19 protein-coding genes and 2 pseudogenes are annotated in these 23,186 nt (G+C 70.3%); 11 read left to right on the forward strand and 10 right to left on the reverse strand.

Annotated elements, in window-relative coordinates; translation table 11 throughout:
• Position 1: 1 nt before the first annotated feature.
• Positions 2-421, reverse strand: a complete 420-nt coding sequence (locus ACFVX4_RS19410; protein WP_389978577.1) for an alpha/beta fold hydrolase — start codon at positions 419-421, stop codon at positions 2-4.
• Between the two features lie 560 nt (positions 422-981).
• Between ACFVX4_RS19410 and ACFVX4_RS19415 the strand changes: the two genes are divergently transcribed.
• Positions 982-1,770, forward strand: coding sequence for an SAM-dependent methyltransferase (locus tag ACFVX4_RS19415; RefSeq protein WP_389978580.1), 789 nt, complete (start codon positions 982-984; stop codon positions 1,768-1,770).
• Positions 1,771-2,055: 285 nt separating this feature from the next.
• Here the strand turns inward: ACFVX4_RS19415 and ACFVX4_RS19420 are convergent, their stop codons facing one another.
• Positions 2,056-2,679 carry an NAD(P)-dependent oxidoreductase gene (locus ACFVX4_RS19420; RefSeq protein ID WP_389978583.1) on the reverse strand — a complete coding sequence of 208 codons (624 nt, stop codon included), beginning with the start codon at positions 2,677-2,679 and terminating at the stop codon, positions 2,056-2,058.
• Positions 2,680-2,782: 103 nt separating this feature from the next.
• Here ACFVX4_RS19420 and ACFVX4_RS19425 point away from each other — a divergent pair, with 103 nt between their 5' ends.
• Positions 2,783-3,169, forward strand: a complete 387-nt coding sequence (locus ACFVX4_RS19425) for a winged helix-turn-helix transcriptional regulator (RefSeq protein WP_389978586.1) — start codon at positions 2,783-2,785, stop codon at positions 3,167-3,169.
• A gap of 437 nt (positions 3,170-3,606) precedes the next feature.
• Here ACFVX4_RS19425 and ACFVX4_RS19430 read toward each other — a convergent pair.
• A pseudogene (locus ACFVX4_RS19430) lies at positions 3,607-3,810 on the reverse strand (hypothetical protein); the annotation flags it as partial.
• A gap of 108 nt (positions 3,811-3,918) precedes the next feature.
• Here ACFVX4_RS19430 and ggt point away from each other — a divergent pair.
• Positions 3,919-5,727, forward strand: a complete 1,809-nt coding sequence (gene ggt, locus ACFVX4_RS19435) for a gamma-glutamyltransferase (protein ID WP_389978589.1) — start codon at positions 3,919-3,921, stop codon at positions 5,725-5,727.
• A 178-nt stretch (positions 5,728-5,905) separates the two neighbouring features.
• On the forward strand, positions 5,906-6,631 hold the full coding sequence (locus ACFVX4_RS19440; protein WP_389978592.1) for a glycoside hydrolase family 75 protein: 726 nt from the start codon (positions 5,906-5,908) through the stop codon (positions 6,629-6,631).
• A gap of 28 nt (positions 6,632-6,659) precedes the next feature.
• Here the strand turns inward: ACFVX4_RS19440 and ACFVX4_RS19445 are convergent.
• Positions 6,660-6,896 (reverse strand): annotated as a pseudogene (locus ACFVX4_RS19445) (M24 family metallopeptidase); the annotation flags it as partial.
• A gap of 141 nt (positions 6,897-7,037) precedes the next feature.
• On the opposite strand from ACFVX4_RS19445, the gene ACFVX4_RS19450 reads away from it, so the two are divergent.
• A complete protein-coding gene (locus tag ACFVX4_RS19450; RefSeq protein ID WP_389978595.1) occupies positions 7,038-8,402 on the forward strand; it encodes a hypothetical protein in 1,365 nt (454 codons plus the stop codon).
• A gap of 43 nt (positions 8,403-8,445) precedes the next feature.
• On the opposite strand, the gene ACFVX4_RS19455 is transcribed toward ACFVX4_RS19450, so the two are convergent.
• The 3 genes from ACFVX4_RS19455 to ACFVX4_RS19465 form a co-directional block, all read right to left on the reverse strand.
• On the reverse strand, positions 8,446-9,636 hold the full coding sequence (locus ACFVX4_RS19455) for a serine/threonine-protein kinase (protein WP_389978598.1): 1,191 nt from the start codon (positions 9,634-9,636) through the stop codon (positions 8,446-8,448).
• 151 nt (positions 9,637-9,787) lie between these two features.
• Positions 9,788-10,882, reverse strand: coding sequence for a Rieske 2Fe-2S domain-containing protein (locus ACFVX4_RS19460; protein ID WP_389978601.1), 1,095 nt, complete (start codon positions 10,880-10,882; stop codon positions 9,788-9,790).
• A 114-nt stretch (positions 10,883-10,996) separates the two neighbouring features.
• A complete protein-coding gene (locus tag ACFVX4_RS19465; protein ID WP_389978604.1) occupies positions 10,997-12,265 on the reverse strand; it encodes an aminotransferase class I/II-fold pyridoxal phosphate-dependent enzyme in 1,269 nt (422 codons plus the stop codon).
• 277 nt (positions 12,266-12,542) lie between these two features.
• Between ACFVX4_RS19465 and ACFVX4_RS19470 the strand changes: the two genes are divergently transcribed.
• Entirely contained in the window at positions 12,543-13,385 is an 843-nt protein-coding gene (locus ACFVX4_RS19470) for a nitrilase-related carbon-nitrogen hydrolase (protein WP_259930463.1), read from the forward strand.
• A complete protein-coding gene (locus ACFVX4_RS19475; protein WP_389978608.1) occupies positions 13,382-14,665 on the forward strand; it encodes an aspartate aminotransferase family protein in 1,284 nt (427 codons plus the stop codon). The genes ACFVX4_RS19470 and ACFVX4_RS19475 overlap by 4 nt, the downstream gene beginning before the upstream one ends.
• Positions 14,666-14,725: 60 nt before the next feature.
• Here the strand turns inward: ACFVX4_RS19475 and ACFVX4_RS19480 are convergent, their stop codons facing one another.
• Positions 14,726-16,612 (reverse strand): alkaline phosphatase family protein, encoded by a 1,887-nt coding sequence (locus ACFVX4_RS19480; protein ID WP_389978611.1) that lies wholly within the window; start codon positions 16,610-16,612, stop codon positions 14,726-14,728.
• Between the two features lie 338 nt (positions 16,613-16,950).
• Between ACFVX4_RS19480 and hydA the strand changes: the two genes are divergently transcribed.
• From hydA to ACFVX4_RS19495, 3 genes are all read left to right on the forward strand, one after another.
• On the forward strand, positions 16,951-18,351 hold the full coding sequence (gene hydA / locus ACFVX4_RS19485) for a dihydropyrimidinase (RefSeq protein WP_389978613.1): 1,401 nt from the start codon (positions 16,951-16,953) through the stop codon (positions 18,349-18,351).
• Positions 18,352-18,362: 11 nt separating this feature from the next.
• The gene (locus ACFVX4_RS19490) at positions 18,363-19,364 is read left to right on the forward strand and encodes a TIGR03842 family LLM class F420-dependent oxidoreductase (protein ID WP_389978616.1); all 1,002 of its coding nucleotides are present in this window, start codon (positions 18,363-18,365) and stop codon (positions 19,362-19,364) included.
• Positions 19,365-19,476: 112 nt separating this feature from the next.
• Complete coding sequence (locus tag ACFVX4_RS19495) at positions 19,477-21,027, forward strand: NCS1 family nucleobase:cation symporter-1 (RefSeq protein ID WP_389978619.1); 1,551 nt, start codon at positions 19,477-19,479, stop codon at positions 21,025-21,027.
• On the opposite strand, the gene ACFVX4_RS19500 is transcribed toward ACFVX4_RS19495, so the two are convergent.
• A complete protein-coding gene (locus tag ACFVX4_RS19500) occupies positions 20,990-21,766 on the reverse strand; it encodes a hypothetical protein (protein WP_389978622.1) in 777 nt (258 codons plus the stop codon). The two genes, ACFVX4_RS19495 and ACFVX4_RS19500, sit on opposite strands and share 38 nt — an antisense overlap.
• Before the next feature lie 220 nt (positions 21,767-21,986).
• Here ACFVX4_RS19500 and ACFVX4_RS19505 point away from each other — a divergent pair, with 220 nt between their 5' ends.
• On the forward strand, positions 21,987-22,340 hold the full coding sequence (locus tag ACFVX4_RS19505; RefSeq protein ID WP_389978626.1) for a hypothetical protein: 354 nt from the start codon (positions 21,987-21,989) through the stop codon (positions 22,338-22,340).
• A gap of 62 nt (positions 22,341-22,402) precedes the next feature.
• Here ACFVX4_RS19505 and ACFVX4_RS19510 read toward each other — a convergent pair whose 3' ends face one another.
• Positions 22,403-23,065, reverse strand: coding sequence for a nucleotidyl transferase AbiEii/AbiGii toxin family protein (locus ACFVX4_RS19510; RefSeq protein ID WP_389978629.1), 663 nt, complete (start codon positions 23,063-23,065; stop codon positions 22,403-22,405).
• Positions 23,066-23,186 lie beyond the last annotated feature (121 nt).

The raw sequence follows: 23,186 nt of genomic DNA on the forward strand, positions 1-23,186 counted from the left end.
CTCAGACGCCTGCGACACCTGACCCCACCAGGCGACACCAACCGGGAACCCCGCCCGGTGAACCGCCGGAGCACCGGACGATCCCGTCCGCGTCCGACTCGCCGCGGGGGAAGAGCAGGACGCCCCGCCGCGGCATCGTCTCCGCGCTGCCGCCAAGCGTGGCCTGCCGCTGGAAGGTCTCGATGGCCGCGGGCGGAACCTGGTCGGGAACCACGGTGGCGAGGTAGCTGACGACGCGGACGGCGGCCTGGTGCATCGGCTGCGCGGCACCGGTCGTGATCACCGGACCAGCGACCGTGGGTGCTGCGGCGACGGCCAGGGCGACCTTGCCGCCCATGCTGTGGCCGAGGACGAAGACCCGCTCGGGGTCCACCGATCGGTGCCGCCGGAGCAGGCCGACCGTGTCGACGGCGTGGGGCACCTATTCCTGCGTCATGGTCAGGTCCGATGCCGCGGCGACATCGTGGTGCACAAGGTGTCTGCGGTACGTCGGCGAGGGGGGAAGCACCGTGTTGTTCGGACGTATGCGTACGGCCGTGACTGCTGCCGTGGCGCTGACTGTTGCCGGTACGTGTATGGGGCGGCTCAGTCCGATCCGGCCTGGATCGAGTTGAAGGTCATACAGGGCCCGGCCGCTGCTGCCGGTGCCACGTGCGAGGTCAACTCGGTCGTCCACAACCGGAGCTGGGCGTGCCTGACCATGCAGGCAACGGTTCGGGTACCTTGTCGACCAGCTGAACCCGGCGCTCCGTCGACCTGGGATGTACGGGGGCGAGACGGCCCTTCGGATCCTGCTTGATCAGCTGTTGTTCGTAGAGCGCCGGCCCGAGGCGTTCGCTCAGCAGCAGCGGGCCCGGGAAGGCGGCGGGGCCTGGTCGGCCGCAGATGTGACGGGGCCTTCCGAGACCTCGTCCCTGGGGGGCAAGCACGGGGCGCCGGCCGCCACGGCTGCCCTTCGGACACTACGAGACGAGAACCGAAATGACTGAGCAGACAGAGCTCGAGGCCCGGATCCGCAGCGGCGTACCGCACTCGGCCCGCGTGTGGAACTACTGGATCGGAGGCAAGGACCACTACCCGGTCGACCAGGAACTGGGAGACCAGGTCATCGCGAGCTACCCCCAGACCCGGGACCTCGCCCGTGCGTCACGGGCCTTCCAGGCGCGTGCGGTGCGGTACCTGGCCGACGAAGCGGGAATCACCCAGTTTCTCGACATCGGAACCGGGCTCCCCGTCCAGAACAGCACCCACGAGGTTGCCCAGAGCATCCAGCCGAAGGCACGCATCGTCTACGTCGACAACGACCCACTGGTCCTGACACACGCCCGCGCCCTGCTGACAAGCGCGTCGGACGGGGTGACGGACTACGTGCATGCGGACATGCTGGAAGCCGAGCGAGTACTCCAGGAAGCATCCCGAACCCTGGATATGACACAGCCCGTGGCCGTCCTGGTGCTGTCCACGCTGGGACACGTCGAACCCCGGGCCGGTATCGACCTCATGCGCCGATACATGGCCGGCACGGTGACAGGCAGCTACCTGGTCCTCTGCGACACGGTCGCCACCCCCCAGACACTGGCAGCCCAGGAAGCCTATGCGGCCGGAGACACTCCGCCCTACCTGGTGCGCCGGCCCGAGGAGATCCTCGCGAGTGCCGACGGGATGGAACTGGTCGAACCGGGATTCGGGTCCATCTCCCTGTGGCGTGCGAGCTTGAGCGAAGATGGTGCTGAGCCCGTCGATCAGTGGGGGTTCGTCGCCCGCAAGTGATATGCGGCCCTTGCACACCCGCGGGTCACGACCGAGGCCCCGGACCGGCCGTGGCCTGACGAACCGACCTCCGCGGTTCGGCGAGGGGATGCGGCGTCTCCGGCCAGTACAACGACCTCTGCCGCGTCCGTAACTAGTGGCTCGTCTCGCATCGTTGGGTGGGTATTCGATGTCCCATCGAGTACGCGACCATGGTCCCCGTCGACCGTCAGCGCCGCCCGCGCGCTCGGGTGCTGCTCCACCGGAGCAGCACCCGGCGCCCCTGGCTGTCGTGGACCTCGGGTGTCACGCCTCCCGCACGCTGACGGCGGCCCGGTGATGGCGGGGCGCCTCGATCTCGTCGATCAGTGCGATCGCCAGGTCCGCGTACGTAATCCGGCTGGCCGAGTCGCCATGCTCAGCGATCCGGTAACGGCCGGTGCGCGTGCCCTCGTGGTCGAAGTCGCCCGCCGGGGCCACGTACGCCCAGTCCAGGTCACACCTCCGCAGCTCGTCGAGGCCCGCCGCGTGGCCGAGGGAAAAGGAGCGGTACTCGTCCGGGTAGCCCGGCTCGTCCATCAGGGGAGCGCCGGACGCACCGGGCATGACCGATGAGAGCCCGACCACCACGAGGCGGTGCACGCCCGCTTCGGCCAGGCCGGTGGTCAGGGCGCGGGACGACGCGGTGAAGAACTCGTGTGGTGGCACGGACAGGTCCGCGGCGGCACTGATGGCGGCGTCATGCGCGGCGGCCGCATGCTCGATGCTCGCCGTGTCCGTGACGTCGCCCGCCACCACCCGCACGTCGGTCAGATCGCTGTGGCCCGCAGGGTCGCGCACCACCGCGGTGACCTGGTGTCCGCGTCGGTGCGCCTCCGCGACAGCCTGCCGCCCGGCCCGGCCGCCGGCGCCGAAGACCACGATGTTCATGACGAACCGCCTCTCACGAGGGCCGGAGCCCGTGCGCCCCGGCCAGTTCTCGGAGGCTATCGAGGGCCCCGGTTACCACTGGGATACCGGCTAGGGTGAGGCCATGAGGGAACCGTTGCCCGCCGACATGTTCGACGAACTGTGCCCGTCCTCGTTCAATCCGATCCGATTCGGCGACAAGTGGGCAGCGTTCATCATCCGCTGTCTTGAGCACGGGCCGCGCCGGTTCTCCGAGCTGCGCGTGCCGCTGAGCCGCGTCACCCCCAAGGTCCTGACCCAGTCGCTGCGGTCTCTCGAACGAGATGGTCTGGTCAAGCGCACCGTCTACGCCGAGGCCACCCCGCATGTCGAGTACGAACTGACGCCGCTGGGCCGCAGCATGCTCCAACCGCTGGCGGTTGCTTGCGCCTGGACGGAGAAACACTGGGACGAACTACTTGACGCCCGGGAGTCGTACGACAACGCCACCCGCCTCGACCGCGCCGGATGACGAGGCGGCCGGTGCCGGGGTGGGTTGTCGCCCTTCACACGTGGGGAGGGCGCAGGTCCGCCGGGATCGTGATGGGCACCCCGGGAGGTTGGATCGCCAGTCGGTGCCGCTTGCGCGGTGTCGGCTGGCTTGTTTTGTGTGCCAGACGGAGGTCGATAGCGTACGCCGGTGGTAAGCAGGCGCTCGCAGTAGCGCGCTTTGCCATCCAAGTACTGTGATTGACGCCTCGTCAGGGATGGTTCCCTGTGAGGTACTTGAGGCAGTGAACCGGTGGGCCGCCCATCCCGTGACCGGGGAACACGATAAAGGGCGGTGTCTGCCGGTTCTTCCTTTGTGCACCTACGAGGGAACTCTGTCGACCCGACGGCACGGTTCAGCCGCATCACCTGCTTGCTACGTCTCCGAACCTCATTCCGAAACGAGCATTTCGGTGCTTTGGAGACCGGTCCGCCGGCACAGAACTCGGTGCGCTCGCCGAAACCCTGCTGCGCGATGTCGTGGGACAGGATCTGCACGTGTGCCGAGCAGTCCTTGATGAGCGTGGAGAGCTCCAGCAGGGCGAAGACGTCGTGGCGGTGGGCGGAGCCGTCGCCACCCGCGTCGCGGTTGACGACGAGGAGGCACTCGGAATTGCCCGGCAGCCGTGGGCAGCCATGTTGGCGGGCATTCGGACGCGGCATCACGGCGGTCCTGACGGAGTGGGCGGGACGGCGTTACCCTGCGCGGACGATCCTGCACTGGAGGTGCGCATGCGACGTTCCGTTGCGCGGAATGTGTCGTTGTCGGCTGTTCTCGCCGCTGTCGTCACGATCGGGGCGGCCGCCCCGTCCTCGCCCGCGCCACCGTCGGCGGCTCCGCCCAAGTCACCTGTCGCGGTGGGCTACGGAGGGGCGGTGGCCAGTGTCGACGCGGACGCCTCGGCCGCCGGTATCGAGGTGCTCCGCAAGGGCGGCAACGCGGTGGACGCCGCGGTGGCGACCGCGGCGGCGCTCGGTGTGACCGAGCCCTACTCGGCAGGCCTCGGCGGAGGCGGCTACTTCGTCTACTACGACGCCAAGAGGCACACCGTGGAGACGATCGACGGCCGGGAGACCGCGCCGCGCAGCGCGGACTCCTCGCTGTTCCTGGAGAACGGCAAGCCGCTCGCCTTCGACGCGGCCGTGACCAGCGGACTCGCCGTGGGCACCCCGGGTACCCCGGCGACCTGGGACACCGCGCTCGACACCTGGGGAAGCAAGTCGCTGCGGCAGGTGCTGAAACCGGCCGAGCGGCTGGCCAGGGACGGCTTCGTCGTCGACAGCACGTTCCGCTCGCAGACCGAGGGCAACCAGGCCAGGTTTGCCGACTTCCCGGCGACCAGGAAGCTCTTCCTGCCCGGGGGCCAACTGCCGGTGGCCGGCTCCGTGTTCAAGAATCCCGACCTGGCGCGCACCTACGAACAGGTGGGCCGCAAGGGCATCGACGAGCTGTACCGGGGCGAGCTGGCCGACGACGTCGTACGGACCGTACGTAACCCGCCCGTCGACCCGAAGTCCACCCGGGTGGTGCGGCCCGGCGATCTCACCGCGAAGGACCTGCGGTCCTACCGGGCGCTGCGGCAGGCCCCGACGAAGACCGGCTACCGCGGCCTCGACGTGTATGGCATGGCACCCTCCTCGTCCGGCGGCACCAGCGTCGGCGAGGCGCTCAACATCCTTGAGTCCACGGACCTTTCGCAGGCGAGCGAGGCGCGGTACCTGCACCGCTACATCGAGGCGAGCCGGATCGCGTTCGCGGACCGCGGGCGGTGGGTGGGCGACCCTGCGTTCGAGGACGTGCCGACGCGGGAACTGCTCAGTCAGCGGTTCGCCGATGCGCGGGAGTGCCTGATCAAGGACGACGCCGTGCTGACCAGCCCGCTAGCACCGGGCGATCCGAGGCACCCGGCGGACTGCAAGGCCGGTGGAAAGGCCGCCCCGACGACGTACGAGGGGGAGAACACCACCCATCTGACCGCGGCCGACAAGTGGGGCAACGTCGTCGCGTACACCCTGACGATCGAGCAGACCGGTGGCAGCGGCATCACCGTGCCGGGGCGGGGCTTCCTGCTCAACAACGAGCTGACGGACTTCTCGTTCGCGCCCGCCGACCCCGCGGTCCACGACCCGAATCTGCCCGGTCCGGGCAAGCGCCCGCGTTCGTCCATCTCGCCGACGATCGTGCTGAAGCACGGCGAGCCGGTCCTGGCATTGGGGTCGCCCGGTGGTGCCACGATCATCACGACCGTCCTCCAGTCGCTCATCGGCACGGTCGACCGGGGGCTCCCGCTGGTCGACGCCATCGCGGCACCGCGCGCCAGCCAGCGCAACTCGGCGACGACGGAGCTCGAACCGGAGCTGTGGAACAGTCCGGTCCGGGCGGAACTGGAGTCGCTGAGACATGTCTTCAAGCTCAACCCCGAGATCGGGGCAGCGACAGGTGTGCAGCGGCTGCCGGACGGACGGTGGCTGGCCGCCGCGGAGAAGGTGCGCCGGGGCGGGGGATCGGCGATGGTCGTGAAGCCGAGCGGACGCCCGTGACGGCCGACAGCCGTTGGCTGAACCGAAAGTGACGATGCGTCAATAGTATTCCGTGCGGGGCTGGTTCCTTGTGTTCATTCATGAGGAACCAGCCCCGTGGTCTTGACGGAGGTATCCGCCCGGGGCCATGTTGAGCGCGTCGGTAAGGAAAGCTTCCTAATGGAAGGGCACCCCCACTGTGCGTACCCGAACGCTCGCCCTCGCTGCCGCCTCCGGCGCCGCCCTGCTCGCGGCCGTCACTCTGACCCCGGCGGCCCACGCCGATCCGGCCCGGGGCGCGAACCCCCCTGCGGGCCGGTCCGGGGCAGACCTCAAGGAGGGTTCCGTCAGCGCGGCCGATCTGCTGGCCAAGGTCACCTCGTGTTCGCAGATATCCAACGGCAAGTACCGTACGGACGAGGATACTTCGGCGACCATTCCGGTCTGTGGCAAGAACGGTGCCGTGTTCTGGAAGGCCGACATGGACATCGACTGCGACGGCGAGATCACCACCGCCTGCAACAAGGACACCGACCCGTGGTTCCAGAACGGGACGGCGTTCCCCACCTCCGCCGGAAAGCCGCTGAACGCCGAGAAGCTGCCGTACGTCGTCGTGCCGAGTGTCAGCAGCATCTGGAACTACGGCGATGCCGGCATCAAGGGCGGTGGCGTCGTCGCCGTCATCTACAACAACCAGGTCGAGTACGCGGTCGTCGGTGACACCGGTCCCAACAAGATCATCGGTGAGGCCTCGTACGCCACCGCCAAGGCCCTCGGTATCGACCCGGACCCGGAGACTGGTGGCGCGGAGTCCGGCGTCACCTACATCCTGTTCAAGAACTCCAAGGTGTCGCCGATCGAGAGCCACGGCGCCGCCGTCACCGCCGGTGACGCCCTCGCCAAGCAGTTCATCCAGAACAACTAGGGCCGGACGGGCTCCAGGGCCCGGGGTGTCACAGCGCGGTCAGGATGCGCGGGCCGTCGTCGGTGATCGCCACCGTGTGTTCGGCGTGTGTGGCGCGGCTGCCGTCGGACGTGCGCAGTGTCCAGCCGTCCCGGTCCGGATGGAAGACGTCCTTGCCGCTGCCGATCAGCATCGGCTCGATCGCCAGCACCATTCCGTGCCGCAGCCGCATGCCACGACCCGGTCGTCCCTCGTTGGGGACGGCCGGGTCCTCGTGCTCCGGGCGGGGTGCTCGGGCGGTGGTGCGGTGCGGTGGTCGGGCTTCGGCCGCATCGCGCCCGAAAAGCGTGCGTAGCCGCGCCGTAACACGGCTGATGTCGAATGCCTGCGGGCTGGAAGGCTCCGGCCGATGTCGGCGAGGGCGATGATGACAGAGCATCAATATACTGGGGAAGTACGGGAGTTCACGCAACACCTGCGGGATGTTGTGGCGCTGCTGGACCCCGGGAGCGGCTGGTACGGAATCTTCCGCCGGCGCGATCCTGCCGGGATGCGCGCCTGTCTCGACGGCACCGAGATTCCGCCCTGGGACGTGATGGAGTCGCTCCTCCAGGACCTGGCGGCCATGCGTGGCACGGCGTTCGCGCAGCACGAGTCGGTACGGGGTGCCGAGCTGTACTCCGCCTCGGTGGCCGCCCACGACCGGCGCGCGGGCGGGCGGCAGATGCTCGTCGAGCGGCTGGAGCTGATGCTGCGGGAGCAGACGCACGCGGTCCGGCGGCTCCGGGCCGCCGCTGCGGGCGGCACGGCCCCGGACATGGAGGCGGTCGCCTGGGCCCGGGACGACCACGAACGCGCCACGGCCCGCTGCTCGGAGCTGCGCGCGCGGCTGGCCGCGGTATCGGTGCCGAAGGGCTGGTTCCGTACGGAGGAGCCGGACCGGGCCGGGGAGGCCGAACCGGTGCACGGGGACCCGTCCGAGGTCGAGGGGGCGGCGCGGGCGGAGGCGGCCGCGCCCGAGCGCGGCGCGGAAGTCACGCTCCCGGCTCCCCGGCCACCCGCAGCCAGGCGCGGGAAGCCACGCGGTGCCCGGTTCGCGGGGCTCGATGCGGATGACGCGGATGACGTCCCGGCCGTGACCGCTCCCGTCCTGCCCGTCCCGCCGGCCACGGCCGCCGTGCCACGCGGAGCCCGCTTCGCCGCCGCCCCGGCCGACGACGCATCCGCGGCCCCCGCCCGTGCCGCCGCCCCGGACCCCGAGGCCCGCCGGGCCGCCGCGGCGGTCGTCGAGCGGCTGATCCGGCTGCGGGCCGGGGGCCGCAGCGGCGAGGCGCATGTCGTTCTGTGCGAGGCGGCCGGCCGGCCCGCCGATCGGCTGCCGGTACTCGCCGTCGAGCTGCACCGTGCGGGCCTCGACGCCGACTGGGCGACCCTGCTGTGGGAGGTGTCCTCGCTGCCGCCCGCCGAACTGGCCGCGGCCGCCGCCGCGTTGAGTGCCGCGGGGCGCCCCGACGACTGCGCGCAGCTGCTGCGCCAGGGTGTGGCGAGGCCGGCCGGGGAGATCGCCGATGCGGTGGTGGCCCTGGAGAGGGCGGGACACGGGGCGCAGGCACAGGCGTTGCTGGGCGCCTTCATCCGGGTACGGACTCCACAGGACGCGGCCCGGGTCGCGGCGGGTGATCCGCACCGTCTCGTACCGCGACTGCTGACTGCGGCCCGAGCGGTGTCGCCGGCCAGGGAGCGGGATGTCGTCCACGCACTGCGGGTGGCGGGCATCGCGAACCCGGCCTGATCCGGAACGAAGGACCCCGGCCGCACTGCGCCACTCGCGTCGGCTACGTGAAGCACTCCAGGATCAGCGGCAGGTCCTCCAGCCACTCCCGCAGACGGGCCCGCCTGCGCGCGGCGAGCAGGCACAGGTGGGTGGTGCCGTCGTGGAGGCGGACAGTCACCCGGAGGTGCTTGGGGCCCTCGGCCGCGTACTCGACGGCGCTGATCCCGGCCCAGGCGAACTGCATCTCCCCGGCCGCCGAGTGGAGCGCGACGCCCGAGGCGTCGATCAGGAGCGAACTCTCCGGAGCCACCGCCACGAAGGCGAGGTCGCTGTCGTCCGACGTGTCGCCCACGGGGGCGTGTTCGGTCGGGGCCTGGTGCCACGGGACGGCGTCGGACGGTGCGTAGAAGGGCGGCGGGGGTACCGCCACCGTGGGGGAGCACGTCACGGTGTCCGGCACGAAGAGGTCCAACAGGGTCTCCGGCGTGGGCCGTTGGTCCGGGTCCTTGGCCAGGCACGACTCCAGGACCGGCCGCAGGCCGTCCGGCACCGCGGTCAGATCCGGCGGCTCGTGCACCGACCGGTACATCAGGCCCATCGGCGTACCCGCCCCGAACGCGCTGCCGCCCGCCGCCGCGACGAGCACGGCACCCAGGGCGAACACGTCCGCGGCGCCGCTGACTTCCTGCCCCTGAGCCTGCTCGGGCGCCAGGAACCCCGGCGTCCCGAAGGCCATACCGGTGGCCGTCAGACGGGTCGACTCCAGCGCCCGCGCGATACCGAAGTCCAGCACCCGCGGGCCGTCCGAGGCCATGATGATGTTCCCGGGCTTCAGGTCACGGTGCACCAGGCCGCAGCCGTGGATCGCCGCCAGTGCCTCGGCGAGCGCCGCGCCCAGCTGCCGCAGCCGCGCCTCGTCCATCGGCCCCTCGGCTTCCAGCAACGCGGCGAGCGTGGGCCCAGGAACATACGCCGTGGCCAGCCAGGGCGCCGCGGCGGCCGGGTCCGCGTCCACCACCGGGGCCGTGTGGAAGCCGCCCACGCTGCGCGCGGCCGCGACCTCGGCGCGGAACCGCTCCCGGAAGTGCGGGTCGGACGCGAGCTCCGAGCGCGCCACCTTCACGGCCACCGCGCGCCCGCCGCGCGAACGCGCCAGATAGACGGTGCCCATCCCGCCGGCCCCCAACTCGCGCTCCACGGCGTACCCGCCGATGCGCTCCGGCAGGCCGGCACCGTCTGCCCCGTACCTCATGTGCTGTATGCCTCCCCCTGTGCTCCGGCGCCCAGTATGACTCAGGCACACCGCTCTGCCGGGCACAGGTCCAGGACGGGCCGCGTACGTCGATCCGGTCCGGGATTGCCTCAAATACTTGATCGGGCGGGGTATTTGACAGGGGCCGCTCTCACGGCACTTCGGCCCCGTCGGCCTGCTCGACGCGATCGGGCCGCGTCACCCGGTCCTTTCCCGGCGGCGGGGGGTAGAACCGCCGGGCCCAGCGCCGGAACGGGCCGATCGGGCCGTCGCCGGGAGCGAGCCGGGGCGGCTGCTGATACTGCTTGTGATGCCAGATCGGGAAGTCCGCGGCGGTGAACTCGCAACTGGACCGGAAGACGGCGCGGTCCAGCAGCCTGGCCGCGGTCCGGCTCACCGCATGGGCGAGCGGGGCCGGCAGCCGGGCCGGCTCGGCGAAGGCGATGCGGTTGAGCTGCCGGAACTGCATCCGGTTGGGCGCGATGGCCGTCGGCATCACCATCGTGCACATCCGCAGCCCCAGCCGGGGCGTGTGCACGTCGGCGTGCAGGCAGCCGAGTCCATAGCCGTCCACCTCCACGTCGACGACGAAGCTGCCCAGGAGGGGCGCCGACTCGTGGGCCCGCATGGACACGTGGAACGCGGCGTCGTCATAGACCACGGGCCCGCCGATCTCGGCCCTGTCCCAGCCGTGCAGGGTGGCGAAGTGCCCGAGGTCCACCGAGTTCTCGATGACCTCCTGGACATTGCCGGCCAACTCCCAGGCCGCGTACCGCGCAGGCCGGTGACCGATCTCGTGCCAGTCGGGAACGAACCAGTCCGGAGCCCGGCCGTCGTGGTGCCGCCAGACGAACACGGCGCCATTGACCTCGTGCACCGGCAGCTGCGACAACGGCGACCTCGGGGGCGTCGTGTCATATCCCGTACGCACACACGTGCCGTCCGGGCCGAACGCGAAGAAGTGGAAGGGGCAGACGAGATCGTCCCCGTCGACCTTCGCCAGACCGAGATGGGCGCCCAGATGCGGGCAGTACGGACGGATGGCGCGGACCGCTCCCGTGCCGAGCCGGTACAGCACCACGTCCTGACCCGCGAGCGGGCGGGTGAGCACGGTGCCCGGCCGCAGCTCTTCGGAGAACGCCAGTGCGGACCAGCCGCTCGGATAGGGAAGGGCGGGCGCGCCCGCAGCATCGGCCGGTGTCGGCCCCTCGCTGATGGCGCGCCCGTACTCGCGTGACTGTCCCACCACTGCCCCTTCCGGATTCGATCGCCTGGAGACTGCCCAGACCGTTCCGGGATCCTCCCGAAATGCCGCATATCACTCGAACGGGAAGAAGTGGGGAGGGAGTTGACGGGGTGGTCAGTGTGCCTGCTGCTCGTACCCCACCAGCCTGACGCAGACGGCGAGCCCCGCGATGGCCTGCTCCAGCTCCGCGAGTCCCGGGTAGCTGGGCGCGATCCGGATGACCGCGTCGCGCGGGTCGTCGCCGTACGGGTGCGTGGCACCGGCCGGGGTCAGCACGATGCCCGCCTCGGCGGCACGGCGTACGACCTCCTCGGCGCAGCCGTCCGGCACCTCCAGGGTGACGAAGTACCCGCCCTTGGGCGAGGTCCAGGTCGCGAGCCCGGTGCCGCCGAGCTCGGCGTCCAGGATCCGGGCCACCACCTCGAACTTGGGCTGGAGCAGGGCGCGCTGGCGCTCCATGTGGCCCCGCACCCCGTCGGCGTCGCGCAGGAACAGGACGTGCCGCAGCTGGTTCACCTTGTCCGGGCCGATCGAACGATTGGCGTTGTTGCCGAGCAGCCACTGGAGGTTCGCGGGCGACGAACCGAAGAACGCGACGCCCGCGCCCGCCGTGGTGATCTTCGAGGTGGAGCCGAACACGAACGCCCGGTCCGGGTTGCCGGCCCCGGCGCAGGCGGCGAGCAGATCGGCGATCTCGACGGGCTCGTCGGTGAGGTGGTGGGCGGCGTAGGCGTTGTCCCAGAAGATCCGGAAGTCGGGAGCGGCGGTGCTCATCGAGGCGAGCCGTGCCACGGTCGCGTCGCTGTAGCAGGCGCCGTCCGGGTTGCTGTACTTCGGCACGCACCAGATGCCCTTGATCGCCGGGTCCTCGGCGACGAGCCGTTCCACGACCTCCATGTCCGGGCCTTCGGCCGTCATCGGCACCGGGATCATGTCGATCCCGAAGCGCTCGCAGAGCGCGAAGTGCCGGTCGTAGCCGGGTACCGGACACAGGAACGCGAGCCGTTCCTGATCCACCCAGCGCGACTCGGCGCCCGGCAGCACGCTCAGCAGGGCGTGCACCAGGCAGTCGTGCATCAGCTCAAGGCTGGAGTTCCCGGCCGCGAGCAGCTGGTCGGCCGGCACCTGGAGCACCCCGGCGAATATCTCCCGGAGCTCCGGCAGCCCCTGCAGCCCTCCGTAGTTGCGTACGTCCGTGCCGTCGGCGGAGGTGTGCCGTCCGCCCGGCAGGCTCAGCAGGTCCTCGGAGAGGTCGAGCTGCTCGGAGGCCGGCTTGCCCCGGGTGAGGTCGAGCGAGAGCCCGAGTCCCGCCAGGTCCTGGTAGTCCTGACGGGCCCGGTCGAGGAGCCCGGACAGGGCGTCGGGGCTCAGCTCGGTGGTCATGGTGTTTCCTCTCGCAGGTGCCGCTCGGACGGGGGCGCCTGCCGAGAATACAAACCGGCGCGCGGGGCCCATGGCCCGGGAGGCATGAGCCGTCCTCTCCGGGGTGGAGAGACGATGGACGTGTGGACCGCACGGGTGCGAAACATGATCGACTCCGCCGGTTCACGGCGATGGTCTTGCCCCGCTGTGTGACGGGGCTTACGTTCTCCTCTACGCACGTGTCTACGGGCGTAGAAACGCGTTGAGGCTCTCTGACGCCGCGTCGAAGGAGCAGCTCATGTCCCAAGTCGTTCGCGCCGCACTCGTCCAGGCGACCTGGACCGGCGACACCGAATCCATGATCGCCAAGCATGAGGAGCATGCGCGCGAGGCCGCCCGTCAGGGCGCGAAGATCATCGGCTTCCAGGAGGTGTTCAACGCCCCCTACTTCTGCCAGGTGCAGGAACCCGAGCATTACCGCTGGGCCGAGCCCGTTCCGGACGGGCCGACCGTCCGCAGGATGCAGGAACTCGCCCGCGAGACCGGCATGGTGATCGTCGTGCCGGTCTTCGAGGTCGAGCAGTCCGGCTTCTACTACAACACCGCCGCCGTGATCGACGCCGACGGCTCCTATCTGGGCAAGTACCGCAAGCACCACATCCCGCAGGTCAAGGGGTTCTGGGAGAAGTACTACTTCAAGCCCGGAAACGTCGGCTGGCCGGTCTTCGACACCGCCGTCGGCAAGGTCGGCGTTTATATCTGCTACGACCGGCACTTCCCCGAGGGGTGGCGTCAACTCGGACTCAACGGCGCCCAGTTGGTGTACAACCCATCCGCCACATCGCGCGGCCTCTCCAGCTACCTCTGGCAGCTGGAACAGCCCGCGTCCGCCGTCGCCAACGAGTACTTCGTCGCCGCGATCAACCGCGTCGGCCAGGAGGAGTACGGCGACAACGACTTCTACGGAACCAGCTACTTCGTCGACCCGCGTGGCCAGTTCGTCGGTGAGGTTGCCAGCGACAAGGAGGAGGAACTCGTCGTCCGGGACCTCGACTTCGGCCTCATCGACGAGGTCAGGCAGCAGTGGGCGTTCTACCGGGACCGCCGCCCCGACGCGTACGAAGGACTGGTGGAGCCGTGAGCAGCCTGCACGATCGCCATCTCGCCGTCAGCCCAGACTGGCTGGCGCTCTACTACAAGCGCCCACTGGAGATCACCCACGGCGAGGGCCGTCACGTCTGGGACGCCGACGGCAGGCGTTATCTCGACTTCTTCGGCGGCATCCTCACCACCATGACCGCCCACGCCCTGCCCGAGGTGACCAAGGCGGTCGGCGAGCAGGCCGGCCGGATCATCCACACCTCCACGCTCTACCTCAACCGGCCGATGATCGAGCTGGCCGAACGCGTCGCCACGCTCTCCGGCATTCCGGACGCCCGGGTCTTCTTCACCACCTCCGGTACCGAGGCCAACGACACGGCACTGCTGCTCGCCACCGCGTACCGCAGGTCGAACCAGATCCTCGCGATGCGCAACAGCTACCACGGCAGATCGTTCTCCGCGGTCTCCATCACCGGCAACAACGCCTGGTCACCGACCAGCCTGTCGCCGTTGCAGACGCTGTACGTGCACGGCGGCGTCCGTACCCGGGGGCCGTACGCGCACCTCGGTGACGCGGAGTTCATCCAGGCATGTGTCGCCGATCTGGAGGACCTGCTCGGGCACACCCGGGCACCGGCCGCCCTGATCGCCGAACCCATCCAGGGCGTCGGCGGATTCACCTCACCGCCCGACGGCCTCTACGCTGCGTTCCGCCGGGTCCTGGACCGGCACGGCGTCCTGTGGATCTCCGACGAGGTGCAGACCGGCTGGGGGCGCTCCGGCGAACACTTCTGGGGCTGGCAGGCACACGGCGAGAACGGGCCGCCGGACATCCTCACCTTCGCCAAGGGCATCGGGAACGGCATGTCGATCGGCGGTGTCGTGGCCCGCGCCGACGTCATGAACTGCCTTGACGCCAACTCCATTTCGACGTTCGGCGGCTCCCCGGTCACCATGGCGGCCGGTCTCGCCAACCTCTCCTACCTCCTCGAACACGACCTGCAGGGCAACGCCCGGCGCGTCGGCGGTCTGCTGATCGAGCGGCTGCGCGCGATCGGCGCGGGTTTCGAGTGCGTACGCGAAGTGCGCGGCCGGGGCCTGATGATCGGCATCGAGCTGGTGAAGCCCGGCACCGACGAGGCGAACCCGGAGGCGGCCGCGGCAGTACTCGAAGCAGCCCGCGAGGGCGGTCTGCTCATCGGCAAAGGCGGCGGCCACAACACCAGCGTGCTGCGGATCGCACCACCGCTCACACTGACCATCCCGGAGGCGGAGGAGGGCGCGAAGATCCTGGCCGAGGCCCTCCGCTCGGTGGGCTGAGGCCGTTGGGTCGAGCGGCGGCCGGGCCCCGGCCCATGGCTCCGGGGCCCGGCCGGTCGGTCAGCCCCGGTGGCCGGTGGGGCGGGTGAGGTCCAGGCTGTGGACCGGGTCGAGCTCGCCGTAGTACGCGAGGTGCTGGTAGCGCACATCGGTGACCTTCAGCGTGGCCTCGGCGACGCCCCGGCGCACCGTAGCCCCGAAGCGGACCGAGCCGTCCTTTCCGGTTGTGCCGGTCAGCTTCCGTACCTTGCCGCCGGCCGTCAGCTCGGCCGTGACCTTCGCGCCCTTCACCGGTCTGCCCTGCGCGGTCTTCACCACACCGTTCGCGGTGACCTTCCAGGCCGCGTCGGAGCCGGGCCTGCCGAGGAGCTTCGTGTCGGCCTTCAGCGAGGCGACGGCGAGCTGGGAGGGCGGGTTGGGCTGGCCGAAGGCGACCTGGTCGATGGTCCAGAAGGCGCTGTTCGTGCCGGTGTAGCGGAAGCTCAGCCGGGCCGTCCGCGCGCCTGCCGGGACGGCGAGCTCCAGACGCTCGACGGTGTTGCTGTCGGCCCGGTAGGACTTCACGAGCTGCGGGGTGCCGCCGTCGTACGAGACGTACACATCGCCGGTCTGCGGACCGTCGACCCGGTAGTTCGTCGCGTACGAGACGGTCGCCCTCGCCGCGCCGTTCAGCTGGTATGCGGGGCCGACCAGGGTGGAGTCGAACTGTCCGGCGCCGTGCGCCTTGTCGTCCCACTCGTCGGAGTCGGCGACCGCGAACACATTGCGGGCGCGGACGTTCGTCTCGCGGCCCTGGCCGCGCTCGGCATTGGTCCAGAACTCGTCGGTGGCGAAGGACCAGCCGCGCCACTCGGTGACGCCGCCGGCCGGCATCTTCGAGTTGTCGATGGACCAGCCCTCGGGCGCGGTGTTCGTCCACCCCTTGGCGTCGGCCGGGAGCTTGGTCTCGTCGACGGGCGCGCGGAGCGAGGGGCGCAGCGCGTCGAAGGTGTCCGGCTTCAGCTCGGCGAGCGAGGTGCCGTCGAGGTTCCAGGCGGGGTCGGTGGCGACGCCCTCGTGGCGCAGGACCGTGGGCGCGATGTCGGTGATCTTGACGTCGTCGCGCACCGAACCGGGCCGGATGCCCTTGCCCTGGGCGATCACGAACGTGCCGCGCTCCAGCGGGGTGTTGCCGCCGTGCCCGCCGGTGGGGGTGTGGCCGTGGTCGGCGGTGACGGCGACGAGCCAGTCCTCCTTCGCGTACGTCGGCCGCGAGGTCACGGCGTCGAGCAGCCGGCCGACCTGGGCGTCGGCGGTGTTCAGGGCCTTGTGGTAGGCGTCGCTCGCGGAGCCGGTGCTGTGGCCGGCGCCGTCGACCTCGTCGAGGTGGACGAAGGTGGAGTCGGGGTTGCCGTGCGCGAGGTAGTCGGCGGCCTTGGCCGTGGTGCCCTCGTCGTTGCCGCCCGCGATCCGCAGATCGGTCTTCGCGCCGAAGACGATCTGCGGGATCGGGCTCCAGGTGCCGACGACCAGGGTGGACGTGGCCGGGTCGGCGGTCTCCAGACGGGTCGCGTAGTCCGGGTACTGGCCGTAGTTCGGGGCCGTGAAGTTGTTGTCCTTCACGTTGTGCTTGTCGGGCCAGACGCCGGTGGCGATGGACGACCAGCCGGCGCCGGAGACGGTCGGGGCCATCGGGTCGGCGTAGAGGTTGCTCCGGGCGGTCAGGCCCTTGGCCGTCAGCTGCTCGATGTGCGGAATATCGGCGCGCGAGAAGGAGTCGAAGGTGGCGCCGTCGATGCCGATGACCAGCGTCTTCGCCTGCTTGGTGCCCGACGGCAGGCCGGCGTACGGGGCGGCGGCCGGGGCCTTGGACCCCTGGGCGTGGGCGGCGGTGGTGGCGAGCGGCAGTGCGACGGCGGCGACGGTGGCGGCGGCCAGCACCGTACGCGCGGAGCGCGACAGGGACACGTGATCCTCCGGGATCGGTCGGTGGACACCGGACATCGGGGGCATCCGGTGATGTGTCCGAGGCTCGCCGTCGGTGGTGATCGAACCACCCCGCGTAAGGGACGGGCGCATGAACCGTACTCAACATTTGGACCAGACCCGTCATCATTCCGTTATCTTGCGGCGGTCGTGGGCGTCGTCGCGGCTGTGGGCCGGTGGAGTGCCGGGCGGATGAAACAGAAACGTCTTCAGCGGTTAGCGGCAGCGGTATTGCCACAGTGGGTAACCCACTTCTACGTTCTTCATCACGCACCTTGTCTACGTGCGTAGACCCATTCCGCCACAGTGAGGAGGGGTACATGAGCCGCACCGTCATCCACGGTGGTCTCGTCATCACCGCGTCCGACGAAATCCATGCCGACGTACTCATCGAGGGCGGCCGCATCGTGGCCCTCGCGGCGCACGACACCGACGCGGCCGAGAGCTGGAGCGCCGACCGGAGGATCGACGCCACCGGCAAATACGTCATCCCGGGCGGTGTCGACGCGCATACGCACATGGAGATGCCGTTCGGCGGCACCTACGCCGCCGACACCTTCGAGACCGGCACCCGGGCGGCCGCCTGGGGCGGCACCACCACGATCGTCGACTTCGCCATCCAGTCCGTGGGCCACGCGGTCCGCGAAGGTCTCGACGCCTGGTACGCGAAGGCCGACGGCAAATGCGCCATCGACTACGCCTTCCACATGATCCTCTCCGACGTGAACGAGTCCACGCTCAAGGAGATGGACCTGCTGGTGTCGGAGGGTGTCACCTCCTTCAAACTGTTCATGGCCTATCCCGGCGTCTTCTACAGCGACGACGGCCAGATCCTGCGCGCCATGCAACGGGCCTCCCACAACGGCGGCCTGATCATGATGCACGCGGAGAACGGCATCGCCATCGACGTACTCGTCGAACAGGCCCTGGCCGAGGGCCGCACCGACCCGCGCTACCACGGCGACGTACGCAAGGTGGCACTGGAGGCCGAGGCCACCCACCGCGCCATCCAGCTCGCCCGCGTCGCCGGCTCCCCGCTCTACGTCGTGCACGTCTCCGCGGACGAGGCCGTCGCCGAGGTGGCCGCCGCCCGCCACAAGGGACTTCCGGTCTTCGGTGAGACCTGCCCGCAGTACCTCTTCCTCTCCACCGACGATCTGGCCGAGCCGGACTTCGAGGGCGCCAAGTACGTCTGCTCCACCCCGCTGCGGCCCAAGGAGCACCAGGAAGCGCTCTGGCGGGGGCTCAGGAACAACGAACTCCAGGTCGTCTCCACCGACCACTGCCCCTTCTGCTTCTCCGGCCAGAAGGAGATGGGCCGCGGCGACTTCTCCAAGATCCCCAACGGGATGCCCGGCGTGGAGAACCGGATGGACCTCCTTCATCAGGCGGTCGTGGACGGTCACATCTCGCGCCGCCGCTGGATCGAGATCGCCTGCGCCTCCCCGGCCCGGATGTTCGGCCTCTACCCGAAGAAGGGCACCATCGCCCCGGGCGCCGACGCCGACGTCGTCATCTACGACCCGACCGCCGAACAGACCATCTCCGCCGAGACCCATCACATGAACGTCGACTACTCGGCGTACGAGGGAAAACGGATCACCGGCCAGGTCGAAACGGTCCTCTCGCGCGGTGAAGTCGTCATCGACGCGAGGAAGTTCACCGGCCGGGCCGGACACGGCAGCTACACCCCGCGCGCCACCTGTCAGTACCTGGACTAGGAGCACCCGTCATGGACTTCGGACTCGTCCTCCAGACCGACCCGCCCGCCTCGACCGTCGTCGGTCTGATGCGCCGCGCCGAACGCAACGGCTTCCGCTACGGCTGGACCTTCGACTCGACGGTGCTCTGGCAGGAACCGTTCGTCATCTACAGCCAGATCCTCGAACACACCGAACACCTCGTCGTCGGCCCCATGGTCACCAACCCGGGCACCCGCACCTGGGAGGTGACCGCCTCCACCTTCGCCACCCTCAACGACATGTACGGCAACCGCACCGTCTGCGGCATCGGACGGGGCGACTCGGCGATGCGCGTCGCCGGACGCAGACCCAACACGCTGGCCCGCCTCGGCGAGGCCATCGACGTCATCCGCGACCTCGCCGAGGGACGCGAGGCGACCGTCGACGGGCAGCCGCTCCAGATCCCCTGGGTGAAGGACGGCAGACTTCCCGTCTGGATGGGCGCGTACGGCCCGAAGGCGCTCGCCCTCGCCGGACAGAAGGCCGACGGCTTCATCCTCCAGCTCGCCGACCCGTTCCTCACCGAGTGGATGATCAAGGCGGTACGGGACGCGGCGGCAGAGGCGGGCCGCGACCCGGACTCCGTGACCATCTGCGTCGCCGCCCCCGCCTATGTGGGCGACGACCTCGACCATGCCCGCCAGCAGTGCCGCTGGTTCGGCGGCATGGTCGGCAACCACGTCGCGGACCTCGTCTCCCGGTACGGCGCACACTCCGGGCTCGTCCCCGAGGCCCTGACCGCCTACATCAAGGACCGGCACGGCTACGACTACAGCCACCACGGCCGGGCCGGGAACCCCGACACCACCTTCGTGCCGGACGAGATCGTCGACCGGTTCTGCCTGCTGGGCCCCGCCGAGGCGCACATCGAGAAGCTGCGGGTCCTGCGCGATCTGGGCGTCGACCAGTTCGCCGTATACAACATGCACGACGCGCGGGAGGCGACGATCGACGCCTACGGCGCGCAGATCATCCCCGCCCTGTCCGACTGACCCTTCCCGCCCTCTGCCGCGCCCCACGGTTGTCCGCACCCCCGTCCCCGCACCGCCGCCCCCCGCGCCCCGCCCCGCACGGCACCGTTCCCGAGCGAAGGGTCCAGCCGCCATGACCTCGACCGTCCCACCGATTCCATCGCAGGACCCGATATCCGGCCCCTCGGGGCGCATCGAACTCGCCCCCGGCGCCGTTCCCACCGACAACCGGTTCGTGAACGAGGACCTGTTGCCCGTCCCGTTGGAACGGCGCCGCTGGACGACGTACAACTTCGCCGCGCTCTGGGTGGGCATGGCCCACAACATCCCGTCCTGGCTGCTCGCCTCCGGTCTCGTGGCCCTCGGCATGGACTGGAAACAGGCCGTCTTCACCATCGCGCTGGCCAACCTGATCGTGCTCGGACCCATGCTGCTCACCGGGCACGCCGGACCCAAGTACGGCATCCCCTTCCCGGTGCTGGCCCGCGCCTCCTTCGGGCTGCGCGGCGCCAACCTGCCCGCACTGATCCGGGCCGCGGTGGCCTGCGCCTGGTTCGGCATCCAGACCTGGATCGGTGGCGTCGGTATCTTCACCCTGCTGGGGAAGATCTTCGGCGGCTGGGCGAAGGCGTCCGAGATCGGCGGGCAGCCGTGGACGCTCTGGCTCTGCTTCGTCCTCTTCTGGGCGCTCGAACTCGCCATCATCTACCGGGGGATGGACGCCCTGCGGCGGTTCGAGAACTGGGCGGCACCGTTCGTCATCGTCGGCGCCGTCGTGCTGCTGGTCTGGGTCGCCGTCAAGGCGGGCGGCTTCGGCCCGCTGCTCGACCAGCCCTCGAAGCTCGGCTGGGGCAAGGAGTTCTGGCCGGTCTTCTTCCCCTCGCTGATGGGCATGATCGCTTTCTGGGCCACGCTCTCGCTGAACATCCCCGACTTCACCCGCTTCGGGGCCGGCCAACGCGCCCAGATCCGGGGCCAGGTGCTCGGCCTGCCGACCACGATGACGCTCTTCGCGCTCCTCTCCGTCCTGGTCACCTCCGGCTCGCAGGCCGTGTACGGCGAGGCGATCTGGGACCCGGTCCAGCTCGTCGCCAGGACCGACAACGTCTTCGGGCTGCTCTACGCCCTGGTGACGGTGCTGGTCGCCACGGTCTCCGTGAACATCGCGGCGAACGTCGTGTCACCCGCGTACGACCTGGCGAACCTCGCGCCCCGGTTCATCAACTTCCGTACGGGCGCCCTGATCACGGGCGTCGTCGGCGTCCTCATCATGCCGTGGAAGCTCACCGAGACCCCCGAGCTGTACATCTTCACCTGGCTCGGGCTGGTCGGCGGGCTGCTGGGAACGGTCGCGGGCATCCTGATCGCCGACTACTGGATCGTCCGCCGCACCGTGCTCGACCTCGCGGACCTCTACCGCCCCGGTGGCCGTTACTGGTACACGAACGGCTGGAACTGGCGCGCTGTCGTCGCGTTCGCCGTCGGCGGCGTCCTCGCGATCGGGGGCTCGCACTCCGCCCCCGAGGCGGGCCCCTTCCCGGCCGGCGGTCTCATCCCGTTCCTCAAGCCGCTCGCGGACTACGGCTGGGCGGTCGGGCTGGCCTCGTCGCTGCTGCTGTACGTGGTGCTCAGCGGCCGGTCCGGCGTCACACCGGCGCGGACGTACGGCCCAGCAGGGCACTGATGTCGTACGTCTGATCCGGCGGCGGCGTGGTCGTGGGCACCGGCTTGTCGAAGGCCGAGAAGCCCACGACCGCGTCCGCCCCGCCGCCCCGAATCGTGATCCTCAGGGGATACGGCTTGCCCGTGGCCGCCACGTACATCGTCAGCGTCCGGCCGTCCCGCATCCTGGTCAGCGGCACCACCGGAGCCCCGTCGAGCGTGGTCTTCCTGCCCTTGTTCAGCGTCCCCCGGTCGTTGTCGGCGTTGTCGCCGACGAGCTTCTGGAAAGTGTCCAGATCGCAGCCGTTCGCCAGGCTGCGCAGTCGCGGGTCGGTGGCCGAACCCTTCATGTAACGCCCGTTGAGGATCGCGGCGAAGGCCGAACCACCGCCCGGAACCTGGTTCTTCCAGAAGTTCGCGTCAGGCTTGACCCATACCTCGTCGCCACGCTTCACGATCCGGACCGAACCCTGGCTGTGACCGAGATCGACCGACCCGTTGCAATTCCCGTCCCGGTCCAGGGTGAGCTCCAGAGTCATCGGCGGGGCGTTGTCGCCGAGGTCGCCGCGCATGCTGAGGTGCAGGGAACGGGCGCTCAGGAGGGCGTCGCGCGAACGGTCCGCGATCTGCTGCGCGGAAAGCTTGTCGATGCCGTCGTCCGCCCGTGCCGCACCGCCGCCCAGGGCGCTGCCGCCGGTGAGTCCCAGCACGACGACCGCCGCCCAGACGGCAGGGCGTGTGCCGCTGTGTCGACCGGTCACGTCGCCTCCCTCGTAGAACCCGCGGGGTGCGGAACCCCTCGGGCCTGTTCAGGTGCATCCGATTGCTCCGAGCGTACGCCGGGGGCGGTCCGGTCGCGCGGCGGAGAACACCACCACGGCGCATACACAGTGTGATGTTTTGCCTCGTTTTGTGTTATGGGCGGTGGGGGACGGTTGTCGGCGCACCGAGTTCATCACCAGCGAGGAGGAACAGGGAGACATGAAGCTGTCGATGGGGAGTGTGTCCAGGGCCGTGCTCCGGGGCGCCGTCGTGGCGGGGACGGCCGCCGCGCTCGCCGTTCCCGCGACCGTCGCCACCGCCGTGACAGCCGCGGCGACGCCGCCCGGTCTGTCCTGCGACACCGGAAAGCACGAGATCGACGACTACACGGGCTACGCGCTGTGCCGCAACGACGGCAGCACGACGCAGACCTTCTGGGTGCACCTGGTCTGCGGCTGGTCCCCGGACGTGGACGGTGAGCACGTCACACTCGCCCCCGGTCAGTCCGGTCAGTCCACCGCGCACTGTGCGAGCCTCGGCACCGGCATCGGCGAGATCACCGTCCAGCCGTAGGCCGCGTCCGCACCTCCGCCGGACCGGCCGCCGTGCCCCGGTGGCCGGATCCGGTCCGGCCGTCATGGCTGCGGGGCGCTCCGCTCCAGCAGCCGTGGCAGCGCGGCGGCCAGCCGCTCCCGCAGCCGGTCCCGACCGCTGTCCACCCACGGGTGCGCGGCGTGGAACCGGGCCCAGTCCACCGGCCAGTCCAGCACCGTCCGGGGCGTGAAGCCCTCCGCGTGCGGGCCGAGCACGGTGTGCAGCAGGCGGGGCGAGAGCCGCGTCCTGCGGTACTCCGCGAGCAGCACCGCGTCGTACAGGTCCTTGGCCGCCGACCGGCCCTCCGCCTCCTGGTCCTCGGCGAGCCACAGCAGCTTCCAGGCGAGCGAGAGCCCCGGGTCCGCGGTGCGGACCGGCGTCGGCGGCCCGCCGTCACCACGCGGACAGGCCGTCCACACCGGGGCCCGGGGCAGCCGCTCGTCCTGGGCGAAGTCCATCCGCAGCTCGCCCGGCGGCAGGCCGTCGGCCTGCCAGGGCACGACGACCCGCACGCCGGGCGTCTCGTACTCCCGGTACATCCACACCCCGTCCGACGTCACCCGGCTCGGCTCGATGCGTATCCCCTCGGGCGGCAGCGGCCCGGCCGCCAGGGCGGCGACGACCTCCTCGGTGGGGGAGGAGGGCGGATCGATGTCGTCGGGGCCCTCGATCTCGACCCAGCGCAGCCCCTCGGGGGCGAGCACGGGCCGGGCGCCGGCGGTCTCGTGGCTCTCCTCGTCCGTCCACAGCTCGGGAGCGGCCGCGCCGTGCGCGGCTTCCGGCCAGTGCTGGACCGTCTCGATCCCGTCGACGTACGGGTAGGGG

The sequence above is a fragment of the Streptomyces sp. NPDC058240 genome, assembly GCF_042882135.1.
GTDB lineage: Bacteria > Actinomycetota > Actinomycetes > Streptomycetales > Streptomycetaceae > Streptomyces.